Source organism: Saccharothrix coeruleofusca, assembly GCF_017876325.1.
Taxonomy (GTDB): domain Bacteria; phylum Actinomycetota; class Actinomycetes; order Mycobacteriales; family Pseudonocardiaceae; genus Actinosynnema; species Actinosynnema coeruleofuscum.
In genome coordinates this window covers 1,592,602-1,610,268 of the sequence record NZ_JAGINV010000001.1, presented here as the reverse complement: position 1 = coordinate 1,610,268, position 17,667 = coordinate 1,592,602, and the positions used below count along the sequence as shown (strand labels likewise).

Sequence of the window (17,667 nt, the reverse complement as noted above, 5' to 3'; positions counted from 1 at the left end):
ATGCCCTCGTGCGCGGGGCGGCCCGGCCGATGCCGCGACGCGACCGGACCACCCACCCGACCGGAGCGGAAGAGGAACCGCGAGACGCGAGCCACTCCGTCGAGCCCTGGCCGAGCCAGGCGAAGATCAACGTAACGGTGCACATGCAGGTTGAGAAGTACACCATCGAGTGAGGTACACGAGCGGCGATGTGCGGCAGACTTGCGCCGGAAATTCCCATCCCCGAAGGAAGTTGAGGTGGTCATGTCCGGTAACGGCGCGAGCCCGACGGTCTACAAGCGACAGTTGGGCCTGGCGCTCACGTCCTTGCGCGAGGACGCGGGCAAGACCCCGGAGGCCGTGGCGGAGGTCCTGGAGTGCTCGGTGGCCAAGATCCGCCGGATCGAGGCCGGTGACGTCGGCGTCCGGGCGTCGGAGCTGAAGGACCTGCTGGAGTTCCTCGGCGCGACCAAGCAGACCCGCAAGCACCTGGAGGAGCTGGCGCGGGAGGCGCGCAAGCGGTCGCCGCGCACCGCCTACGGCTCGGTGCTGCCGGACTTCTTCCGCAAGTTCTTCAACCTGGAGCAGATCGCCGCCGAGGTCCTGCGCTACCACTCCGATTTGATTCCGGGGCAGCTGCAAACCCCCGACTACGCCCGTGCGCTGCTGGAGGCCAACCCGCTGCACGACGAGCAGGAACTGGACCGGCTCGTGCAGGCCCGGCAGGCGCGCCAGTCGCGCCTGACGGACGGGGAGAGCAGCCAACGCCTGCACGCGGTGCTGCACGAGGCGGCCGTCCGCACGGTGGTCGGCGGTCCCGACGTGATGCGGGACCAGTTGCTGCACCTGCGCAAGCTGGCCGCCATGCAGAACGTCACCGTGCAGGTCATCCCGTTCAGCGCGGGCGCGCACGCGGCGTCGGGCTTCCCGTTCGTCCTGCTGCGCTTCCCGGACAACCTGGGCAACGTCGTCTACCTGGAGAACCTGACCACGGCGGCCTCCATCGACGCCCCGAAGCACGTCAACGAGTACGAGATGGTGTTCCGCCAGGCGGTTGGAGCTGCGCTCTCACCGGCGAAGAGCAGTGCCCTGCTGGCTACAGTGGCAGGTGAACTGTGACTCACCGGAATGGGAGGTACGGGCGATGGCCCCGGACACCACCTGGCGGAAGTCCAGCCACAGCGGCGGCAACGGCGGTGATTGCGTCGAGGTGGCGCACCGCGTGAGCCGAACGCTGGTGCGGGACTCGAAGAATCCCGACGGGCCCGTGCTGGGCTTCGGCGCGAAGAGCTTCACCGGTTTCCTGGTCGCGCTGAAGGGCGCGTGACTCCCTGGTCCCCGGCGCACCCGCGCCGGGGACCGTTCAGCGTTCCCGCCACCGCGCCACGACGTGCTCCACGTCGAACGGCATCAGGTTCAGCGGCGGCCCGGACATCGGCTTGCGGATCGCGTCCACGATCCTGGCGTTGATCGCCCCGATGATGGCCCGCACCTCCTCTTCGGTGCGCGCCCGGCCCGCCGCCTCCCGCGCGGCGGCGGCTTCCTTGCGCAGCAGCAGCGTCGGGGGCAGCGCGGTGCCCTCTTCCCGCCGCACCTTCTCGTTGATCCACCACAGCTCGTCGTGCGGCTCGCCCAGCCCGCTCAGCGGCTTGCCGGAGCCGGGCAGGTCGTCGAACTCGCCGCGCTCCTGCGCCTCGCGGATCTGCCTCTCGACCCACGTCTCGAAGCCCACACCAGCGGGTTTGCGCTCGGTCACGCCTTCCAGGCTACCTGTAGGCGGTGATGACCGCGGTGGGCTCCGCGGGCCCGTGCTCATCGTGGGAGAAGCGGGCGATCCACGTCGAACCCGAGGTGTCGACCTCGCCCCACACGTACCCGCCCGCACCGCCGTCGGCGCAGATCATCGACAGCGCCAGTCCGTCGACCGGCTGGTAGCCCTCGTGCGTGGTCGCGGTGCACACCTCCCCCGTGGCCAGCTCCAGCAGCCACGGCCGTCGCGGCGCGTCGGGCGGCGCAGGGGTGCGGGCGGGAAGCGGCGCGGTCAGCTCGACGGCCAGCCCGTTGTCCTGACCGGTGGGGCAGAAGGCCCGCCCCGGTTCGTCGGGCGAGGAGAAGCAAGGATCGAAGTCGGATTCCATGACGCGGCAGCTCCAGGCGTCGTCACGGGCGGTGATCCGGGACGGGGTCGCGCACTGCCCCTGCTCGGTGGAGTGGAGCTCCTGTCCGGTGAGAGCGAAGTCCACGACCCGCGTGGGCGGGCCGTGCGGTGTCGTGGTGGTGGTCGGTGTGACGGGTGGGGCGGGTGCGCGCCACAGGACCACACCCGCGTCGTCCGACCGCCTCGTCCCGAACAAGAACACCGAGCCAGCGGTGGCGGCGATCGCGGTGAACTCCGACGCGGTGTCGAAACCGTTGTCGCGCACGGGTTCTTTGCGCCACGTCACGCCGTCCGCCGAGATCCACACCGCCCCGGTGCCCGCGTAGGCGTCCATGGCGCTGCCGACCGCGATGAAGCCATCGCCCCACGGCCGGACGTCCCGCGCCTCCTGCTGGCTCCTGGGCAGCGCCCCGACGTCGGGCAGCTCGCCGAGGTCGATGGAACCGCTGCGCCAGTTCTCCCCCGCGCGCCGGTACCAGGCCCCCAGCTCAACGGCCAGGGCCGGGTCGCCCTCGCGGGTCAGCGCCACGGTGGTCCCGCCCGCGCCGGCCGCGACGACGAGCGCCCCCTTGGGCAGTCCCTGGCTGAGGTCGTGCCAGTCCAACCCGTTGCGCGAACCGTGCAGAAAAGGCGTGTCCAGTCCCCACACGTCCTGGAGCAGGAAGCCGTCCGAGGTCGCTGTCAGCTGCGGCGGCATGAGGCCGTCCAGCTCGCCCAACTCCAGCACGCTCGTGCGGTCGAACTCGCGACCGTCCCGCGAGTGCCAGGTCCGCACGTCCTGGCGGCTCGACGACGTGGCGTCCCAGGGGCCGTAGCCCGCCACGACCACGCCGCGCGGACCCGCCGCCACCGCCAGCGCGGTGTCCTCGGGGAAAGCGCCCTCCAGCGGGGTCGACTCCCATCGGCGGCCGTCGTCGGTGCGCCACACCGCCGCGCCGCCCGCCGTCAGTCCGAGCAGGTACCCGTTCCCGCCATGCCCGGCCACGCCGATCACCTGTGTCAGGCCGTCCGGCGCGGCGGGCCACCACCGCTCGCCGTTGTCGGAGGCGAAGGCCACCGGCTGGTCGAAGCCCGCGGCGGCGACCAGTCCGCCGTCCCAGCCCGCGACGTGGGTGACGGTCACGTCCTCGGGCAGGTCGGTGGCGACCTTCGTCCACCGGGGCGGTCGGGGCGCGGGCTCGGGTGCGGCCGTGCAGGCCGCGAGCAGCAGGGCGGCCAGCGCCAGCCCTCTCAGCACCCCGGCACCCATCGCCGGTGATCGGGTTCTTCCAGGCAGAACCGGCCCGTCGTGGCCGTGGTGTCGGTGGTGCCGAACGGTTCGCCGTTGTCGTCCACCACGAGGTCGCCTTCCTCGTCGCCCGAACTCCAGTGCAGGTGCAGCCGCCACCGCACGTGCTCGGCGCGGGCGAAGGGGGTGATGACGAACTGCTCCGGGTCCGCCTCCGCGACCTTGTACGGGAACGGCTGCGTCTCCTTGCCGGGGAGCAGTTCCGGTGCGCCCGCGGAGAGTTCGAGCCGGTAGTGACGTGGGGTCATGTCGCTGCCGCAGCCGCTCTGCAGGAAGGCCCCCCGCATGGCCGGGGCTCGGTCCACGACCTCGACCTCCATCTTCCGCAGTACGACGGCCCGACCGGTCAGCCCCTGGACGTTGACGGCCACCTCACCGCCGCTGGAGAGCACGGCCCCGGCCGGGCGCTCGGAACGCGGGACGGCGTCCCCCGGCTCGGGCACCACCCAGCCCGTGTCGCAGTCGGCGGGCAGGCTCACCGAGGTCACCACGGCCAGCGGGGTGTCGGGGTCGTTCGTGGCGGTCATCCGCCAGACGACGAACGGGATCACCAGCACGAGGACCAGGGCGACGACCAGGAGCGCGTACAGGCCGCGGCGGTCGTCGCTGCCGCCGATCCGGATGCGCCGGGCCTGGACCACCGTCCCCGCTCGGCCGCTCATCTCGTTGCGCGTGTCTTCGATGGCCACGATCATCCGTCACGGGCGTCGGATCGATCACGCAATTCTGCGGCGGGTGACGCGTCATCGCCCCGCAGGTAGGACACCGTGAGCAGGACGATCTTCCGGGCGCTGACCGCCACGGCGTGCACGTCGCGCAGTTCCACCGCCTCCGCGGCGTTCGGCTTGCGGTAGTAGATGGGGCCGGTGAGGGACAGCTCGCGGTCCGGGCCGTCGTCGGCGGAGTTGCTGAACCACTTCAGCCACCCGGCCACGTACGAGCCGTCGTCCAGCACGCACCCGACGTACTTGCGCGTTCCGGGGTTGCGGGTGAACAACGCCCACCAGTTCGACAGGTAGGTGATGCTCTGCGACGTGGTGGACTTCCAGTCGGGGCGGAAGCGGCTCAGGTAGAGGCGGCGCGGCCACTCCGCGGCGGCCAGCGCGGCGAGGAGCGTGGCCAGCGCCAGCAATCCCGCTCCCCAGGCGAACAGCGTCGCGTAGTGCGCGCCGAAGTACCCGCCGGGGTCGCGCACCAGCCGCCCCACGTCCGGCGTCGCCTTCGGGAACAGCGCCCTGAGCGCGGCGAACACCGCCAGCGCCGCCGCGTCGGCCAGCACGCTGGTGAACGCCAGCGAGATCGTCTCGCGGAACGGCGAGAAGCTCCGGTGGGAAGCGGACCGCTCGCGCAGCAGCCGGTAGGCGAATCCCGGCATGAGCAGCACCAGGAAGATCACCAGGCTCGCCAGCGTGGTCGGCATCTCACCCCTTCGTGTGAGCGACGGCGGATCGGTCGCTCGGCGCAGTAGTGTGGTCCAGCCCGTGACGGGAGTCCAGTACCGCGGCGACGTCGGAGGAGCGACCGTGTCGGACCCACGACCCGAAGAGCAGTTACCGCCGGAGGGCGAATTCGAGTGGGAGCCCGCCGCCCCTTGGGGCCAGCCCCCGGCGGGCGGCGCCTACCGGGGGTGGGAGTCCGACGGGGCTCTGCCCGGTTACGGGGCTCCCCTGGTGGCCGAGGTGGAGGGGCCCGACCCGGAGATCTCGGACAAGCGGCCCGAGTCGCTGTGACCGGGTCGCTGTGACCGGGCCCCGTGGCCGCGCCGGGGCGCGACCACGGGACGCGATCAGGCGCCGGTGAGCGCCGAGACGACGGCGGGGAACCAGCGGTCGGCCATCTTCCGCTCCCCCGAGGCGTTGGGGTGCACGCCGTCGTAGGTGTCGGTGGCCGTGGCGAACCCGGTCCACTGGTCCACGACGGTGATCGGCGAGGCGGTGGTGGACTTGCCGCTCGCCCAGCCGGGGATGGCCGCGTTGAGGTCGACCACCCGCTGCCCGCAGGGGGCGCACTGGGACGTGCCCATGGGGATGATCTTGGCGACGATCACCCTGACGGTCGGCTTCTGGGCGCGCATCCGGTCGACGAGCTTGCCGTAGGCGGCCAGGATCGTCACCGTCGAGCGGTTGCTCCACACGTCGTTGGTGCCGAAGTGCACCAGCACCACGTCGGGGTCGGTCGCCCGCAGCCAGGGCACCAGCTGGTCCTGGTCGGCCACGGCGGTGACCAGCGCCCCGCCGTGCCCCTCGTGCTCGCCGTCGTAGGCGACACCGCAGCCCTGCGCGGGTTGGGTGCCCACGAAGTCGATGTCCGTGTGCCCCGCCGCGCGCAGGTCGACGTCCAGCCGCGCCCGCCAGCAGCCGGGGGAGCCGGTGATCGAGTCGCCCAGCGGCATGATCCGCACCGGCGCCTCGGCCCGCGCGGGCGCGGCGACCACGAGGAGCCCGACCAGCGCCACCAGCACCGCTGACGCGGTTGCCCTGATCACGGCCGCCCCTCAGGCCGTGTGGTCACGGCCACCGCCCCGGAGCGGGCCGAGCGGTTGCCCGCGGCGTCCCGCGCGTGGACGGCGAAGGTGTGGGAGGCGACCGCCGTCTCGGTCCCGCCGCTGTAGACGCTGGCCTCGCGCGAGGTCGCCTTGATGCCGTTGGCGCCGTTGAACGCCCGCTGTCCCCAGGAGGTCAGCCGCGCGGCGTCGAAGTCGGTGACCAGGTCCAGGTACTCCACGCCGCCGCCGTTGCCGCTCCAGGACCAGGCCAGGTAGCCCAGTCCCAGCCGCTGGGTGGTGGCGAAGATGGCGTCCTCGTCGGGGTTGCCGTCGGAGTGGTCGTGGCCGAACTCGCCCACCAGGATCGGCAGGCCTGCGGAGACGAAGCGGTTCAGGTAGTCGTTGATCTCCGTCGCGGTGTCGAACACGCCGTACATGTGGATGGAGAAGATGGTGTTCCTCTGCGGGTCGGCGTCGAACACCGACGCCGCGTTGTCGCGCATGGTGAAAGCCCAGTCCTGGCCCCAGTTCGGCGCGTCCACCATGATCGTGTGGGTGAAGCCCGCCGAGCGCAGCCGGGTGATGGCGTCGCGGGTGTCGGCGGTCCAGGCGGTGTAGTTGTTGTTGCCGTAGGGCTCGTTGCCGATGTTGAGCAGCACGTAGCGCTCCTGGCCCGCCAGCGCGCTCCGCACGCTGATCCAGTAGTCGACCGCCTTGGCCAGGCTCACCGCGCCGCTCTGCTCGCCGTAGCCGGTGGTGTCGTGCACCTCCAGCACGCAGATCAGCCGGTTTGCCTTGCACTGGGCGATGACGCCGGCGACGTCGTCGGCGTTGTTGCGGGTCCACCGGTCGCCGCTGGAGAGCACGACGCGGACGGTGTTGGCGCCCAGCGCCTTGATGTCCTTGAGCGCCTGGGTGGTCCGGCCGGTGTACCAGGTGTGGGCGTGGTTGACGCCGCGCATGACGAAGTCGTTGCCGTTGGCGTCGAGCAGCCTGCCGCCGCTGATGGAGAAGCCGGTGGCCGCCGAGGCGGGCACCACCGACACCAGGGAGAGGGCCAGGGCGGCGATGGCGGCGCCGACCAGGGCGAATCGCTTGCGCATGGGGACCTCGCGTGGTTGTCGTCGTTGACGGGCGAGTGCAGGGCAGCGCGATCCCACCAAAGCAATTAACCGCTTAAGTGTCAACGGCCCCGCATTGTTCGACGATCGTTCGACGGCGGTTGCCGCGCGAGCGGTCAGCGCAGCGGGCCGGTGCTGGCGCGGGGCACCAGTTCCGGGTCCGAGGTCCGGACCTGCTCGACCGCCGCGCCGTCGATGACGCGCAGCAGCAGGCGGACCGCCTCCGCGCCGCGCTCGGCGATCGGGCGGCGCACCGCCGACAGCGCGGGCCGGACCAGCCTGCACAGCGCCGAGTCGTCCCAGGCGACCAGGGACAGTTGCTCGGGCACGGACAGGCCCAGCTCCTGGGCCACGCCCAGCGCCGACACCGCCATCACGTCGTTGTCGAACACCAGCGCGGTGGGCGGCTCGCCGCCGGTGAGCACCCGGCGCGTCACCCGCGCGGCGGCCTCGTCGGAGTAGTCGGCGTGCACCACGCGCGCCCCGGTCAGCCCCAGCCGCGCGGCGGTGGTGGTGAACGCGCGCGAGCGGGTCTGCGTGTGCACGAACCTGGTCGGCCCGGCGACCCGCACGATGCGGCGGTGCCCCAGCGCCACCAGGTACTCCAGCACCTCCACCACGGCCACCGCGTCGTCGGTCCACACGCAGGGCACGTCGTCCACCACCGGCTCGCCCAGCACCACGGCGGGCAGCCGCAGCTCGCGCACCAGCTCCACCCTCGGGTCGTCCTGCACCAGGTCGACCAGCAGCACGCCGTCCACCCGGCGCTCGCCCCACCAGCGCCGGTAGGCGGCCAGCTCGGCGGCGGCGTTGTCGGTCACCTGCAGCAGCAGCGAGGTCGGCCCGCCCGCCAGCGCGCCCTGGATGCCCGAGATCAGCTGCATGAAGTACGGCTCGACGCCGATCACCCGCGCGGGCCGGTCGACCACCAGCCCGATCGCGTTGGCCCGGCCGTCGGACAGCGAGCGGGCGGCGCTGCTGGGCACCCAGCCCAGCCGGTCGGCGATGGCCATGATCCGGCGGCGGGTGGGCTCGGAGACGCCGGGGCGGTTGTTCAGCGCGTAGGAGACCGCGCCGGTGGACACGCCCGCTGCCCTTGCGATGTCCGAGATGGTCGGACGCTTGGCTGGCACCCCCACCTCCTCAGCGTACTGATCATCGAGTCTAGACCTGCCCAGTAGGGTGGTTAAGCGCTTAATGATCACTCGAAAGGGGTGCGCCGTGCCCTGGTTCGACCTGCCCGAGCCGGAACTGGTCCGGTACCGGACCGCCACCGAGGAGCCCGAGGGGCTCGACGACTGGTGGCGCGCCCGGCTCGACGAGGCCCGCGCGGCAGCCGCGCCGCCCGCCCTCGAACCCCACCTGCCCGAGGTGTACGGACCGCTGGGCGTGTGGGACGTGGAGTTCTCCGGCGCGCTGGGCGACCGCGTCAAGGGGTGGTACCTGCGCCCGCCGGGGTCGGGCGACGAGCCGCTGCCCACCGTGGTGACCTACATCGGCTACGGCGGCGGGCGCGGGCTGCCCACCGAGCACGCGCTGCTGCCCGCGGCGGGCTACGCGGTGTTCGTCATGGACACGCGCGGCCAGGGCGGTCGGTGGACCCCCGGTGCCACCGCCGACTCCGCGCCCGCCGGTCCGTCCCACCCCGGCTTCATGACCAGGGGGATCACCGCGCCGGAGACCTACTACGTGACGCGGCTGATGACCGACGCCGCGCTGGCCGTCGAGGTGGCCGCCGGGCTGCCGGGGGTGGACGCGGCGCGCCTGGCGGTCTCCGGCGGCAGCCAGGGCGGCGGACTGGCGCTGGCCGCCGCGGCACTCAACGGCGACCGGGTCAAGGTCTGCCACGCCGACGTGCCCTTCCTGTGCGACTTCCAGCGCGCCATCACGCTGACCGGCTCCGACCCCTACGCCGAGATCGCGTCCTTCCTCGCGCACAACGTCCACCTCGTGCCCGCCGCGCTGGACACCCTGCGGTACGTCGACGCGGCGCTGCTGGCCCGGCGGATCACCGCGCGCAGCCTGCTCAGCGTGGGGTTGATGGACGAGGTGTGCCCACCGTCCACTGTGTACGCCGCCTACAACGAGATCACCGCGCCCAAGGAGATCGCGGTGCTGCCGTTCACCGGCCACGTGGTGCCGCAACTGCACGCCGAGACCAAGCTGCGCCACCTGCGCGAGCACCTGTGACGTCCAGGGTGGGCGGTCACCAGGCGTCGCGCTGGAAGCTGGGCGTCTCCTCCGGCTCGTCCCACACCGGGCGGGACGGCCGGGGGGCGGGCGGCGCCTGCGCCGGGGCCGGGACCCGCGGGAGCAGGTCGGGCACCGTGCGGATCACGCCTTCGTCCACCAGACCGGCGTAGAGGGCGCGCACCCGCTCGCGGGCCTGGATCGCGGCGGCGCGAGTGGTCTCGGTGATGCGGCGGGCCAGTTCGGCGGCCGAGGTCCTGGTCATCACCTCCGGGGCGATGACCAGTTCGGTGAGCAGCCCCGTGGCGTCCACGGTCACGCGGACGGAGTTCTCGGGCGAGACGGCCGTGGCGCTGACCGCCGCCGCCTGCCCGCCCGCCGCCTCCAACGCCTTGCTCTGCCGGGCGATGCGGGTGCTCAGGTCCTCGGTGCGCGAGCGGAGTTCCGCGGCTCGCGCGGCGAACGTATCGGAGTCGGTCACGCCTCGGGTCCTCTCAGCTGCGGATCTGCTCGGGATAGGCGTCGTCCTCGGTGCCCCACGGGCCGTGGTCGGACGGGCGGTCCGGTTGCTTCGGCGGTTCCACGACCACGTCGTCCTTGGGCAGGCGGTCGCGGACCTGCGGGGTGTAGCCGTCCTCCGGGTGGAAGTCGTCGGGCTCGAAGCCGCCGTCGGAGACCACCCTCGGCCGGTCCGGGCGGACGTACTTCAACTCGTTGCCGGTCAGGTACTTCGCCACCTCCGCGAAGCCCTTCTCGATCTGGGCGCGGGCCTCCTCGGCGCGGGCCACGATCTCCTCGCCCGCGACGACCATGGACACGATCACCTGGGCTCGGTTGTGCCCGTCCAGGCTCGCGCTGTACACACTGACCGCGCCGGACATCATCGCCCCGACGACCGCGGCGGCGATCGGCCCGCCGGGGATGGCGGCCGAGGCGACCGCGGCGATCGCGCCGACCACCGCGAGCACCAGCTTCGTTTTGTTGGCGCCTGCCTGCTCGATGCCGGTGTTGGTCTTGTCGATCAGTTGCAGCACGTCGGAGCGGAGCCCCTCCACGACGGCGCGCTGCGCCTTCACGACCAGGATCAGCGCGTCGACGCACTCGCGCTTGCGGTTGATCGCGGCTTCCATACCGCGCAGGTACGACCGCGCGTTCTCGGCCGCGGAGCCCTCCCAGTCGTCGAGGTGGTCGATGGCATCGCCGATCAGCTTCGCGTGGTCGCGGCCCAGCCGCATGTTCAGGTCGTTCAAGTCCTGGATCGTGTTGTCGAGCGAGTCGAGGTCGCCGGAGCAGAACTTGTCGAACACGTCGTACAGGCGCGGCACGATGGGCCCGCCGAAGTAGTGGTAGTCGTCGGGGATCGGCGAGTTCTCGGTGACCTGCCACAGGATGTTGCTGAAGTTGCTCGCGGCCCCGATCATCTCCTGCTGCCACTGCGCCTGCGACATCAGCCCAGCCCCTGGTTCTCGATGGCCTGGAGGTTGGCTGCGGCGCCCTGGTCGGCCTGGCGGTAGCGCTGGGCGATCTCCAACAGGGCCGCCGCGGCCAGCAGCAGGTTCTCGGCGTTGTCGGCGAAGATCCGCTCGAGGAAGCCGCGCGTCTCGTCCCAGGCGCTGCCCGCGGGGGCGAAGATGCCGTCCTCGTCGTACTGCCCGGCGGTGAAGCCGATGTCGGAGTAGCGGGTGTCGGCGAGCCGGGATCTGGCGTCCAGCAGTTCGGCCGCCAAGGGCCGCAGCGCCTTGTTCGCCGCTTCCTCCAGGCTGGTCACCTCGGCTGAGAATCCGCCGGCCACGCGCCCCTCCCCCGGTCGCCCCCGCTGTCACCGGTCACGGTAACGCGAGCGACGTCACGGCGCGGGGGAAACGGGCGGATCACCCGGTGAGCGGCGCCGGGTGGTGCTCGCGGGCACTGGGCGGACCGTGAGGGGGCCACCGCCAGGACCCCCTCACGACCGTCCCGGTCAGTGGACTCGACGGCTCTCCGGCGGCCCGAAGTAGCTCTGCTTCAGGCCACCTGTGTCCACGACCAGCTTCTGCACCACCACGGTCGGGTCGACCATCCAGAACTTCAGCGTGTGCGTGCCCGCCTTCGTCAGCACGTGCTCGGTCACCGTGCGGTTGACGTTGTCAGAGGTGTTGCGGGCCCACTGGTTGTTCATGGACGTGTCGTCCGCCCCGGTGGCGGCGATGATGTCGACGACCTGCGGGGCCTGGTCGTCGAACGAGACCGCGTAGCGCAGGCCCGGCCCGGACAGCACCGGGTTGCGCGGCGACAGGTGCGCCCACACCCGCACCGGGCCGCTGGTGGTCAGGGTCATCTCGTACTCCAGGCGCGGCCCGTTCGGCTCGCGGCTGGGCGCGGTCACCGGGAACGGCTCCACGCCCGCGCCGGTCCGGCCCAGGTCGGGGATGACCTGCCAGCGCACCCCGTCGCCGCCGACCGCGCGGGAGTAGTGCGACGCCTCGACCGAGACGTACCCGTTGGCCTCGACGAAGCCCTTGGCCTTGACGGGCCGGTTGTCCACCACCGCGTTGACCACGACCTCGCGGCCCGCGCCGGTGATGGTGATCGGGACGGTGGTCTCGCCCCTGGGCGCCCGGCGCCAGTCCACCTCGACGTCGAGGCGGACCTGCTTGTCCACGGTCCCCTTGGGGCGGGAGACCTTCAGCCACGGCGCGCCGGACTCGGCTCGGTACTGGAAGGGCACCGACCCCCGGTTGAACACGTCGACGTACTGCCCCGGCTGGGACTGGTGCGGGCTGAACGTCGGCAGCACCGGCGTGGACCCGGCATGGGGCCACCACTGGTCGGAGCCGTCGACCGCCACGCCCAGCTCGGCCACGGCGGGCAGCTCGATCCGCTTGACCGCCGGGAACACCTCGTCGGGCAGCGCCTCGTTGTTCAGCTCCGGCTGCTGCCACGGCGCGTTCGGGCCGTAGCGGGCCACGTCGCCGTAGCCGATCTTGGGCTGGGTCTGGAAGTCCTTCCACTTCCCGCCCGCCAGGGTGTTGTTGTAGTAGTCCGACATCGCCTGGTCCTCGGCGAACCGGGCGTCGGTCTCGTCGGCGAGGTCGTTGGCCGAAGCGCGGCCCTGCGCCACGTACAGCAGGTTGGTGAACTCGGCGCGGCGCAGGGCGTACAGGTTCGCCGACGCCTTCACCTGGTAGTGCACCAGCTGGTAGTAGGCGTCCTGCAGCGCGCGCGGGATGGTCCGCTTGATCCGCTCGGACTTCTCGGCCAGCCGCTGCCACTGCTCGGTGACGCGGTCGATCTCCCGGTAGTCGGTCAGGCTGAACGGGGTGGCCTGGTCGTCGTAGACCACCGTGGTGCCCTCACCGCTGATGCGGCGGTTGAGCAGCTCCGGCTTGCGGTCGGACTGGAGCTTGGCGTACTCGCGCAGCACCTCGGCGATGCCCGCCGCGCTCGCCGCCCCGAAGTTCTGCGCGGCGTAGCGCTTCTCCCACTCCCCCAGCTTCTCCAGCGGCCAGCGCTGCGGGTTCCAGGCGTAGTCCAGGAAGAACTGCAGCGGCAGCTCGTTGTTCTTCAGGTCGCCGACGTTGACCACCCACAGCCGGTCGATGCCGTAGCTGTAGGACTGGTTGAGCTGGTCCCAGACGTTGGGCAGCAGGTTGGTGTCGACCCACTTGTAGTTGCGGCCCACGCCCACGTAGTCGAAGTGGTAGTACAGGCCGTACCCGCCGGAGCGGGGTTCCAGCGACCGGTCGGGGAACTTGCGCATGTTGCCCCAGTTGTCGTCGCAGAACACCACGGTGACGTCGTCGGGCGGGCGCAGTCCCTTGTCCCAGTAGCGCTGGACCTCCTTGTAGAGGGTCTGCACCTGCGGGATGTCGGTCAGCTGCTTGCCGCTCTCACGGGCCAGGATCTCCCGCTGCGAGGCCAGGATCTCCTGCATCAGCTCGATGCCGTCGCCGTCGGGCAGGCTCACGTCGCCGTTGCCGCGCATCCCGAGGGTGACCACGCCCTCGAAGTCCTCTTCCCGCATGCGCTTGATGCCGTCGGCCCAGTACTGCTTGATGGCGTCGGCGTTGCGGCGGAAGCTCCAGTTGCCGTTGCCGCCGTAGGGATCGCCCACGTCGGGCTGCGCGTGCCGGTTCCACTCCTCGATGCCGCGCATCATGGGCGCCTCGTGCGAGGTGCCCATCACCACGCCGTACTCCTTGGCGGTGCGGTGGTTGAGCGGGTCGTCCTCGGCGAAGGCCCGGCCCCACACCGCGGGCCACAGGTAGTTGGCCTTGAGCCGCAGCATGGTCTCGAAGACCTCGGCGTAGAACTGGGCGTTGAACCCGCCGGGGTAGCCGGGGGCCTTGCCGGGGCCGAAGAACTTCGGGGCCCAGCGGCCCAGCTGCGGGTTCTCGTCGTTGATGAAGAAGCCGCGGTACTTCACCGCGGGCGTGCCCTGGCTGTGCCTGCCGGGCAGCACGTGCAGCTCGTCGCGGTGGCGCGGCACCACGTCGTCCCAGAAGTGCCACGGCGACACGCCGATCTCGCGGGAGACGTCGTAGGCGCCGTAGATCGTGCCTCGCTGGTCGCTGCCCGCGATGACCAGCGCCCGCCGCACGCCCGGCAGCGGGTCGGCGACGACCTGCTGCAGGGAGGTCTCCCACTTGCCCGCCACGCCGGAGACGTCGAGCTTGCCGCGCCGGACCAGGTCGTCGATCAGCGGGCTCTTGCCGATGGTGCCGATCAGCACCGCGTCGCCGCGCGGCACGTCGTGCGCCAGTGCGGGTTTGACACCGGTGACCCGCTCGACGTCGTCGCGCAGGTCGCCGACGACGCGCACGACGCCCGCGTGGTCCTGCGGGCTGACCACCAGGGTGGCGGCCTTGCCCTTGGCCACCAGGGGGAACCGCCCCGGTCCGGGGCGGTCGACCACGTAGCCCTCGACGCGCGAGGGCCCCGCCGGCTCCGCGGCCGCGGTGACGACGGGCGTCACCGCGGCCAGCAGGGCCAGCGGCACTAACAGGGGCAGTGCCTTCACCGATCGCCTCCACGGGGTGCGGTGGTCACCGGGGTCACCAGGACCCGGTCGTGCCCGACGAACCTGGGCTCGCCGGTGAGCTGGACCGAGCGCTCCCAGCGGATGTCCTCGCTGGAGCAGCCGACCAGGACGCGCAGCTCGCCCGGCTCGACCACGCGCCTGCCGTCGCGCCCGGTGAAGGAGGTGCGGTCGGCGTGCAGCCGGAAGGACACCAGCGCCTCCTCGCCGGGGTCCAGCTCGACCCTGGCGAAGCCCGCGAGCTGGCGCACCGGCCGCGTCACGCTGGCGACCGGGTCGTGCAGGTAGAGCTGGACGACCTCGGCGCCGCGCTGCGCGCCCGAGTTGCGCACCGCGCAGCTGACCTCGACCTCGCCGTCGACCGGCAGCTCGTCGGCCACCGCGAAGTCGGTCAGCTCGAAGGAGGTGTAGGACAGGCCGTGACCGAACGGGAAGCACGGCGTGGGGTCGACCGAGCTGATGTCGGTCTTGCCCGCCAGCGCCGGGCGCAGGTAGGTCACCGGCTGCCCGCCCGAGGTGGCGGGCACCTGCACCGGCAGCTTGCCCGAGGGGTTGACCCGCCCGCTGAGCACGCCCGCGACCGCGCCCGCACCCTCCTCACCGGGGAAGAACGCCTGCACCACCGCGGCCGTGCGGTCCACGTAGGACCCCAGGGCGTACGGACGGCCGGTCAGCAGCACCAGCACCACCGGCTTGCCGGTGGCCAGCAGCGCCTCCAGCAGCTGGCCCTGCACGCCGGGCAGCTCCAGGTCCTCGGCGTCGCAGCCCTCGCCGGAGGTGCCTCGGCCGAACAGCCCGGCCAGGTCGCCCAGCACGGCCAGCACCACGTCCGCGTCGTTGGCGGCGGCCACCGCCTCGTCGAAGCCCGCGCGGTCGTCGCCGCTGACCTCGCAACCCTTGGCGGAGAGCACCTCCGCGTCGGGGAACTCCTCGCGCACGGCCTCCAGCAGGGTCTTCATCGCCACCCCGAGCGGCACCTCGGGGTGGCGCACGCCGACGTGGTTGGGGAAGGAGTAGCAGCCCATCATCGACAGCAGGTCGTCCGCGCACGGCCCGACCACGGCGAGCTTGCCGCTGCCCGCCAGCGGCAGCGCCGAGCCCCGGTTGTCCAGCAGCACCACCGACCGCTCGGCCATGGTGCGGGCCAGCTCGCGCAGGTGCGGCGGGTCCAGGTCCACCGGTTCGCCCGCGACCACGGCGGGCGAGTCGGGGCTCCAGTCCGGGTCGAGCAGGCCCAGCTCGCACTTCTGCCGCAGCACGCGGGTCACCGCGCGGTCCACCAGCGCCTCGTCCACCACGCCGGAGCGCACCAGCTCGGCCAGCGGCTCGCCGTAGCAGCGCACGCTGGGCAGCTCCACGTCCACGCCCGCGGCCAGCGCCAGCGCGGCGGCCTCGCCCGGTGAGCCCGCGATGCCGTGGGTGGTCTCCAGGAAGGACACGCCGAAGTAGTCGGCGACCACGACGCCCTGGAAGCCCCACTGCTCGCGCAGCAGCTCGGTCAGCAGCTTCGGGTCCGACGCGGGCGGCACGCCGTCCACCTCGGCGTAGGAGTGCATGACCGACCGGGCGCCGCCCTCGCGCAGCGCCATCTCGAACGGCGGCAGGACCACGTCGGCGAACTCCCTGGGCCCCATCGACACCGGGCCGTGGTTGCGCCCGCCGCGCGAGGCCGAGTAGCCGGCGAAGTGCTTGAGGGTGGCCACGATCCCGGACGACTCCAGGCCGCGGGTGTAGGCCGCACCGAGGAGGCCGACGAGGTACGGGTCCTCGCCGATGGTCTCCTCGGTGCGGCCCCAGCGCGGGTCGCGCGTCACGTCGAGCACGGGGGCCAGGCCCTGGTGCACACCGACGGTCCGCATCGCGCGACCCACCTCGGCGGCCATCCGCTCGACCGACTCGGGGTCGAAGGAGGCGCCCCACGCCAGGGGAACCGGGAACACCGTCGCCTGCCAGGCGGTGAAGCCCGCCAGGCACTCCTCGTGGGCCATCGCCGGGATGCCGAACCGGTTGTTGGCCACCAGCCTGCGCTGCGTGTCGGCCAGCACCTTCGCGCCGGTCAGCGGGTCCACCGGCTGCGTGCCGAACACGCGGGTCAGCTGCCCGAGGCCGGGCTTGGTCAGCTCGTCCCACGGCGGCAGCGGCTCGGCGAACTCGTGCTGGGCGGGCGCGACCGCCTCCTCGTCCTCGGTGATGCCCACCCACACGCCCACCAGTTGGGCCAGCTTCTCCTCCAGCGTCAGCTCGGCCAGCAGGGCGGCGACCCGCTCGCCGGTCGGCCTGCTGGGATCGGCCCAGGTGTTCACGTGCACGGTGGCTCCTTGGTTGATGATCTGACGACGAGCTCGGTGGCCAGTTCCACGCGCTCGGTCTCCACGGCGCGACCCGCGATCAGGTCGGCCAGCATCCGGCCCGCGTGCCTGCCCATCTCGGTGAGCGGCTGCCGGACGGTGGTCAACGCGGGTGAGGACCACACCGCCACCGGCAGGTCGTCGAAACCGACCACGCTCAGGTCCTGCGGCACGGCCAGGCCCGCGACCCTGGCCGCCTCGATGACGCCGAGCGCCTGCTCGTCGTTGCCCGCGAACACGGCGGTCGGCCGGTCGGGCAGGCTCAGCAGCTCCACCGCGCGCCGGAACCCGCCCTCGTGCCGGAAGTCGCCGTGGCGCACCAGTTCCGGGTCGAACGGGATGCCCGCGCGGTCTAAAGCCGCGCGGTAGCCGTCCACGCGCGCGCGGCTGCACAGCATCCCCAGGGGGCCGCCGATCACGGCGATCCTACGGTGCCCCAGCTGGATCAGGTGCTCGGTGGCGGACAGGCCGCCCGCCCAGTTCGTCGCGCCGACGCTGGGCACGTCGGGGTGCGGCAGGTCGACCGGGTCGATCACCACGACCGGGATGCGGGAGTCGGCCAGCACCCGGCGGTCGGCCGCGGTCAGCTGCGAGGTCACCAGCAGCACGCCCGCGCGCCGCGCCTCCACCAGCGAAGTCGCCCACGAGGCGTGCTGGCGCGGCCTGGCCATCGAGGAGACCACGACGTGCAGGCCGGAGTCGACCACACCGCGGATGATCTCCACCGCCCACGGGCTGTCCAGCGCGGTGAAGACCAGGTCCACCAGCAGGTGACTGGAACCGCGGCGGGAGCCGACCGGGACGTAGTCGTACTCGGCGAGCAGCTGCCGGACCCTGGCTCTGGTCTCGGCGCCGACGTCGTCCTTGCCGTTCAGCACTTTGGAGACCGTCGGCAGCGACACTCCCGCAGCCGCGGCGATGGTGGCCAACGTGGCTCGACGCATGCGCCGATAGTATCGAAACTAGATCGAAACACAAGAGTGATGCTTTGAGCTGCTGAAATGGGTTGTCTCAACACGCCCAAGTGACGCTTGACACCTGGTGTTAACCCCCCTAAGGTCTGCGCAAGTCGTGGATGTTT

17 protein-coding genes are annotated in these 17,667 nt (G+C 72.0%); 4 read left to right on the top strand and 13 right to left on the bottom strand.

Going from position 1 to position 17,667, the window contains the following annotated elements; translation table 11 throughout:
- Positions 1–243 precede the first annotated feature (243 nt).
- Together JOF41_RS07660 and JOF41_RS07655 are read left to right on the top strand one after the other, a co-directional pair.
- Positions 244–1,098: a helix-turn-helix domain-containing protein gene (locus JOF41_RS07660; RefSeq protein WP_209617347.1), complete on the top strand. Its 855-nt coding sequence runs from the start codon at positions 244–246 to the stop codon at positions 1,096–1,098.
- A 25-nt stretch (positions 1,099–1,123) separates the two neighbouring features.
- Positions 1,124–1,306, top strand: coding sequence for a DUF397 domain-containing protein (locus JOF41_RS07655; protein ID WP_189226571.1), 183 nt, complete (start codon positions 1,124–1,126; stop codon positions 1,304–1,306).
- Between the two features lie 36 nt (positions 1,307–1,342).
- On the opposite strand, the gene JOF41_RS07650 is transcribed toward JOF41_RS07655, so the two are convergent.
- From JOF41_RS07650 to JOF41_RS07635, 4 genes are read right to left on the bottom strand one after another with little or no spacing between them, the layout of a single operon-like run.
- The gene (locus JOF41_RS07650; protein WP_189226570.1) at positions 1,343–1,735 is read right to left on the bottom strand and encodes a DnaJ family domain-containing protein; all 393 of its coding nucleotides are present in this window, start codon (positions 1,733–1,735) and stop codon (positions 1,343–1,345) included.
- A 10-nt stretch (positions 1,736–1,745) separates the two neighbouring features.
- Positions 1,746–3,374, bottom strand: a complete 1,629-nt coding sequence (locus tag JOF41_RS07645) for a hypothetical protein (protein WP_209617336.1) — start codon at positions 3,372–3,374, stop codon at positions 1,746–1,748.
- Positions 3,368–4,114 (bottom strand): hypothetical protein, encoded by a 747-nt coding sequence (locus JOF41_RS07640; RefSeq protein ID WP_209617333.1) that lies wholly within the window; start codon positions 4,112–4,114, stop codon positions 3,368–3,370. The genes JOF41_RS07645 and JOF41_RS07640 overlap by 7 nt, the downstream gene beginning before the upstream one ends.
- A gap of 2 nt (positions 4,115–4,116) precedes the next feature.
- A complete protein-coding gene (locus tag JOF41_RS07635) occupies positions 4,117–4,845 on the bottom strand; it encodes a DUF6338 family protein (protein ID WP_189226567.1) in 729 nt (242 codons plus the stop codon).
- A gap of 103 nt (positions 4,846–4,948) precedes the next feature.
- Here JOF41_RS07635 and JOF41_RS07630 point away from each other — a divergent pair, with 103 nt between their 5' ends.
- Positions 4,949–5,155 carry a hypothetical protein gene (locus JOF41_RS07630; RefSeq protein ID WP_189226566.1) on the top strand — a complete coding sequence of 69 codons (207 nt, stop codon included), beginning with the start codon at positions 4,949–4,951 and terminating at the stop codon, positions 5,153–5,155.
- A 56-nt stretch (positions 5,156–5,211) separates the two neighbouring features.
- On the opposite strand, the gene JOF41_RS07625 is transcribed toward JOF41_RS07630, so the two are convergent.
- The 3 genes from JOF41_RS07625 to JOF41_RS07615 all read right to left on the bottom strand — a co-directional run bounded on the left by JOF41_RS07625 (position 5,212) and on the right by JOF41_RS07615 (position 8,164).
- A complete protein-coding gene (locus JOF41_RS07625; RefSeq protein ID WP_307867290.1) occupies positions 5,212–5,910 on the bottom strand; it encodes an SGNH/GDSL hydrolase family protein in 699 nt (232 codons plus the stop codon).
- Positions 5,907–7,013 carry a glycoside hydrolase family 5 protein gene (locus JOF41_RS07620; protein ID WP_189226565.1) on the bottom strand — a complete coding sequence of 369 codons (1,107 nt, stop codon included), beginning with the start codon at positions 7,011–7,013 and terminating at the stop codon, positions 5,907–5,909. The genes JOF41_RS07625 and JOF41_RS07620 overlap by 4 nt, the downstream gene beginning before the upstream one ends.
- A gap of 134 nt (positions 7,014–7,147) precedes the next feature.
- The gene (locus JOF41_RS07615) at positions 7,148–8,164 is read right to left on the bottom strand and encodes a LacI family DNA-binding transcriptional regulator (protein ID WP_189226564.1); all 1,017 of its coding nucleotides are present in this window, start codon (positions 8,162–8,164) and stop codon (positions 7,148–7,150) included.
- 88 nt (positions 8,165–8,252) lie between these two features.
- On the opposite strand from JOF41_RS07615, the gene JOF41_RS07610 reads away from it, so the two are divergent.
- Entirely contained in the window at positions 8,253–9,221 is a 969-nt protein-coding gene (locus JOF41_RS07610; protein WP_209617330.1) for an acetylxylan esterase, read from the top strand.
- 16 nt (positions 9,222–9,237) lie between these two features.
- Here the strand turns inward: JOF41_RS07610 and JOF41_RS07605 are convergent, their stop codons facing one another.
- The 6 genes from JOF41_RS07605 to JOF41_RS07580 form a co-directional block, all read right to left on the bottom strand.
- Positions 9,238–9,702 carry a YbaB/EbfC family nucleoid-associated protein gene (locus tag JOF41_RS07605; RefSeq protein WP_209617327.1) on the bottom strand — a complete coding sequence of 155 codons (465 nt, stop codon included), beginning with the start codon at positions 9,700–9,702 and terminating at the stop codon, positions 9,238–9,240.
- Between the two features lie 13 nt (positions 9,703–9,715).
- A complete protein-coding gene (locus JOF41_RS07600) occupies positions 9,716–10,669 on the bottom strand; it encodes a hypothetical protein (protein ID WP_209617323.1) in 954 nt (317 codons plus the stop codon).
- On the bottom strand, positions 10,669–11,013 hold the full coding sequence (locus JOF41_RS07595) for a hypothetical protein (protein ID WP_209617320.1): 345 nt from the start codon (positions 11,011–11,013) through the stop codon (positions 10,669–10,671). Before JOF41_RS07595 ends, JOF41_RS07600 begins: the two co-directional genes overlap by 1 nt.
- Positions 11,014–11,181: 168 nt before the next feature.
- Positions 11,182–14,220, bottom strand: coding sequence for a glycosyl hydrolase 115 family protein (locus tag JOF41_RS07590; RefSeq protein ID WP_307867288.1), 3,039 nt, complete (start codon positions 14,218–14,220; stop codon positions 11,182–11,184).
- Positions 14,217–16,547 carry a beta-xylosidase/alpha-l-arabinosidase gene (locus JOF41_RS07585; protein WP_209617317.1) on the bottom strand — a complete coding sequence of 777 codons (2,331 nt, stop codon included), beginning with the start codon at positions 16,545–16,547 and terminating at the stop codon, positions 14,217–14,219. The genes JOF41_RS07590 and JOF41_RS07585 overlap by 4 nt, the downstream gene beginning before the upstream one ends.
- Entirely contained in the window at positions 16,538–17,530 is a 993-nt protein-coding gene (locus tag JOF41_RS07580) for a LacI family DNA-binding transcriptional regulator (RefSeq protein WP_209617314.1), read from the bottom strand. Before JOF41_RS07580 ends, JOF41_RS07585 begins: the two co-directional genes overlap by 10 nt.
- Between the last annotated feature and the right edge of the window lie 137 nt (positions 17,531–17,667).

Coding starts and splice junctions, on each gene's coding strand:
- JOF41_RS07660 (WP_209617347.1), top strand. CDS start 244: ATGTCCGGTAACGGCGCGAGCCCGACGGTCTACAAGCGACAGTTGGGC.
- JOF41_RS07655 (WP_189226571.1), top strand. CDS start 1,124: ATGGCCCCGGACACCACCTGGCGGAAGTCCAGCCACAGCGGCGGCAAC.
- JOF41_RS07635 (WP_189226567.1), bottom strand. CDS start 4,845: ATGCCGACCACGCTGGCGAGCCTGGTGATCTTCCTGGTGCTGCTCATG.
- JOF41_RS07620 (WP_189226565.1), bottom strand. CDS start 7,013: ATGCGCAAGCGATTCGCCCTGGTCGGCGCCGCCATCGCCGCCCTGGCC.
- JOF41_RS07600 (WP_209617323.1), bottom strand. CDS start 10,669: ATGTCGCAGGCGCAGTGGCAGCAGGAGATGATCGGGGCCGCGAGCAAC.
- JOF41_RS07580 (WP_209617314.1), bottom strand. CDS start 17,530: ATGCGTCGAGCCACGTTGGCCACCATCGCCGCGGCTGCGGGAGTGTCG.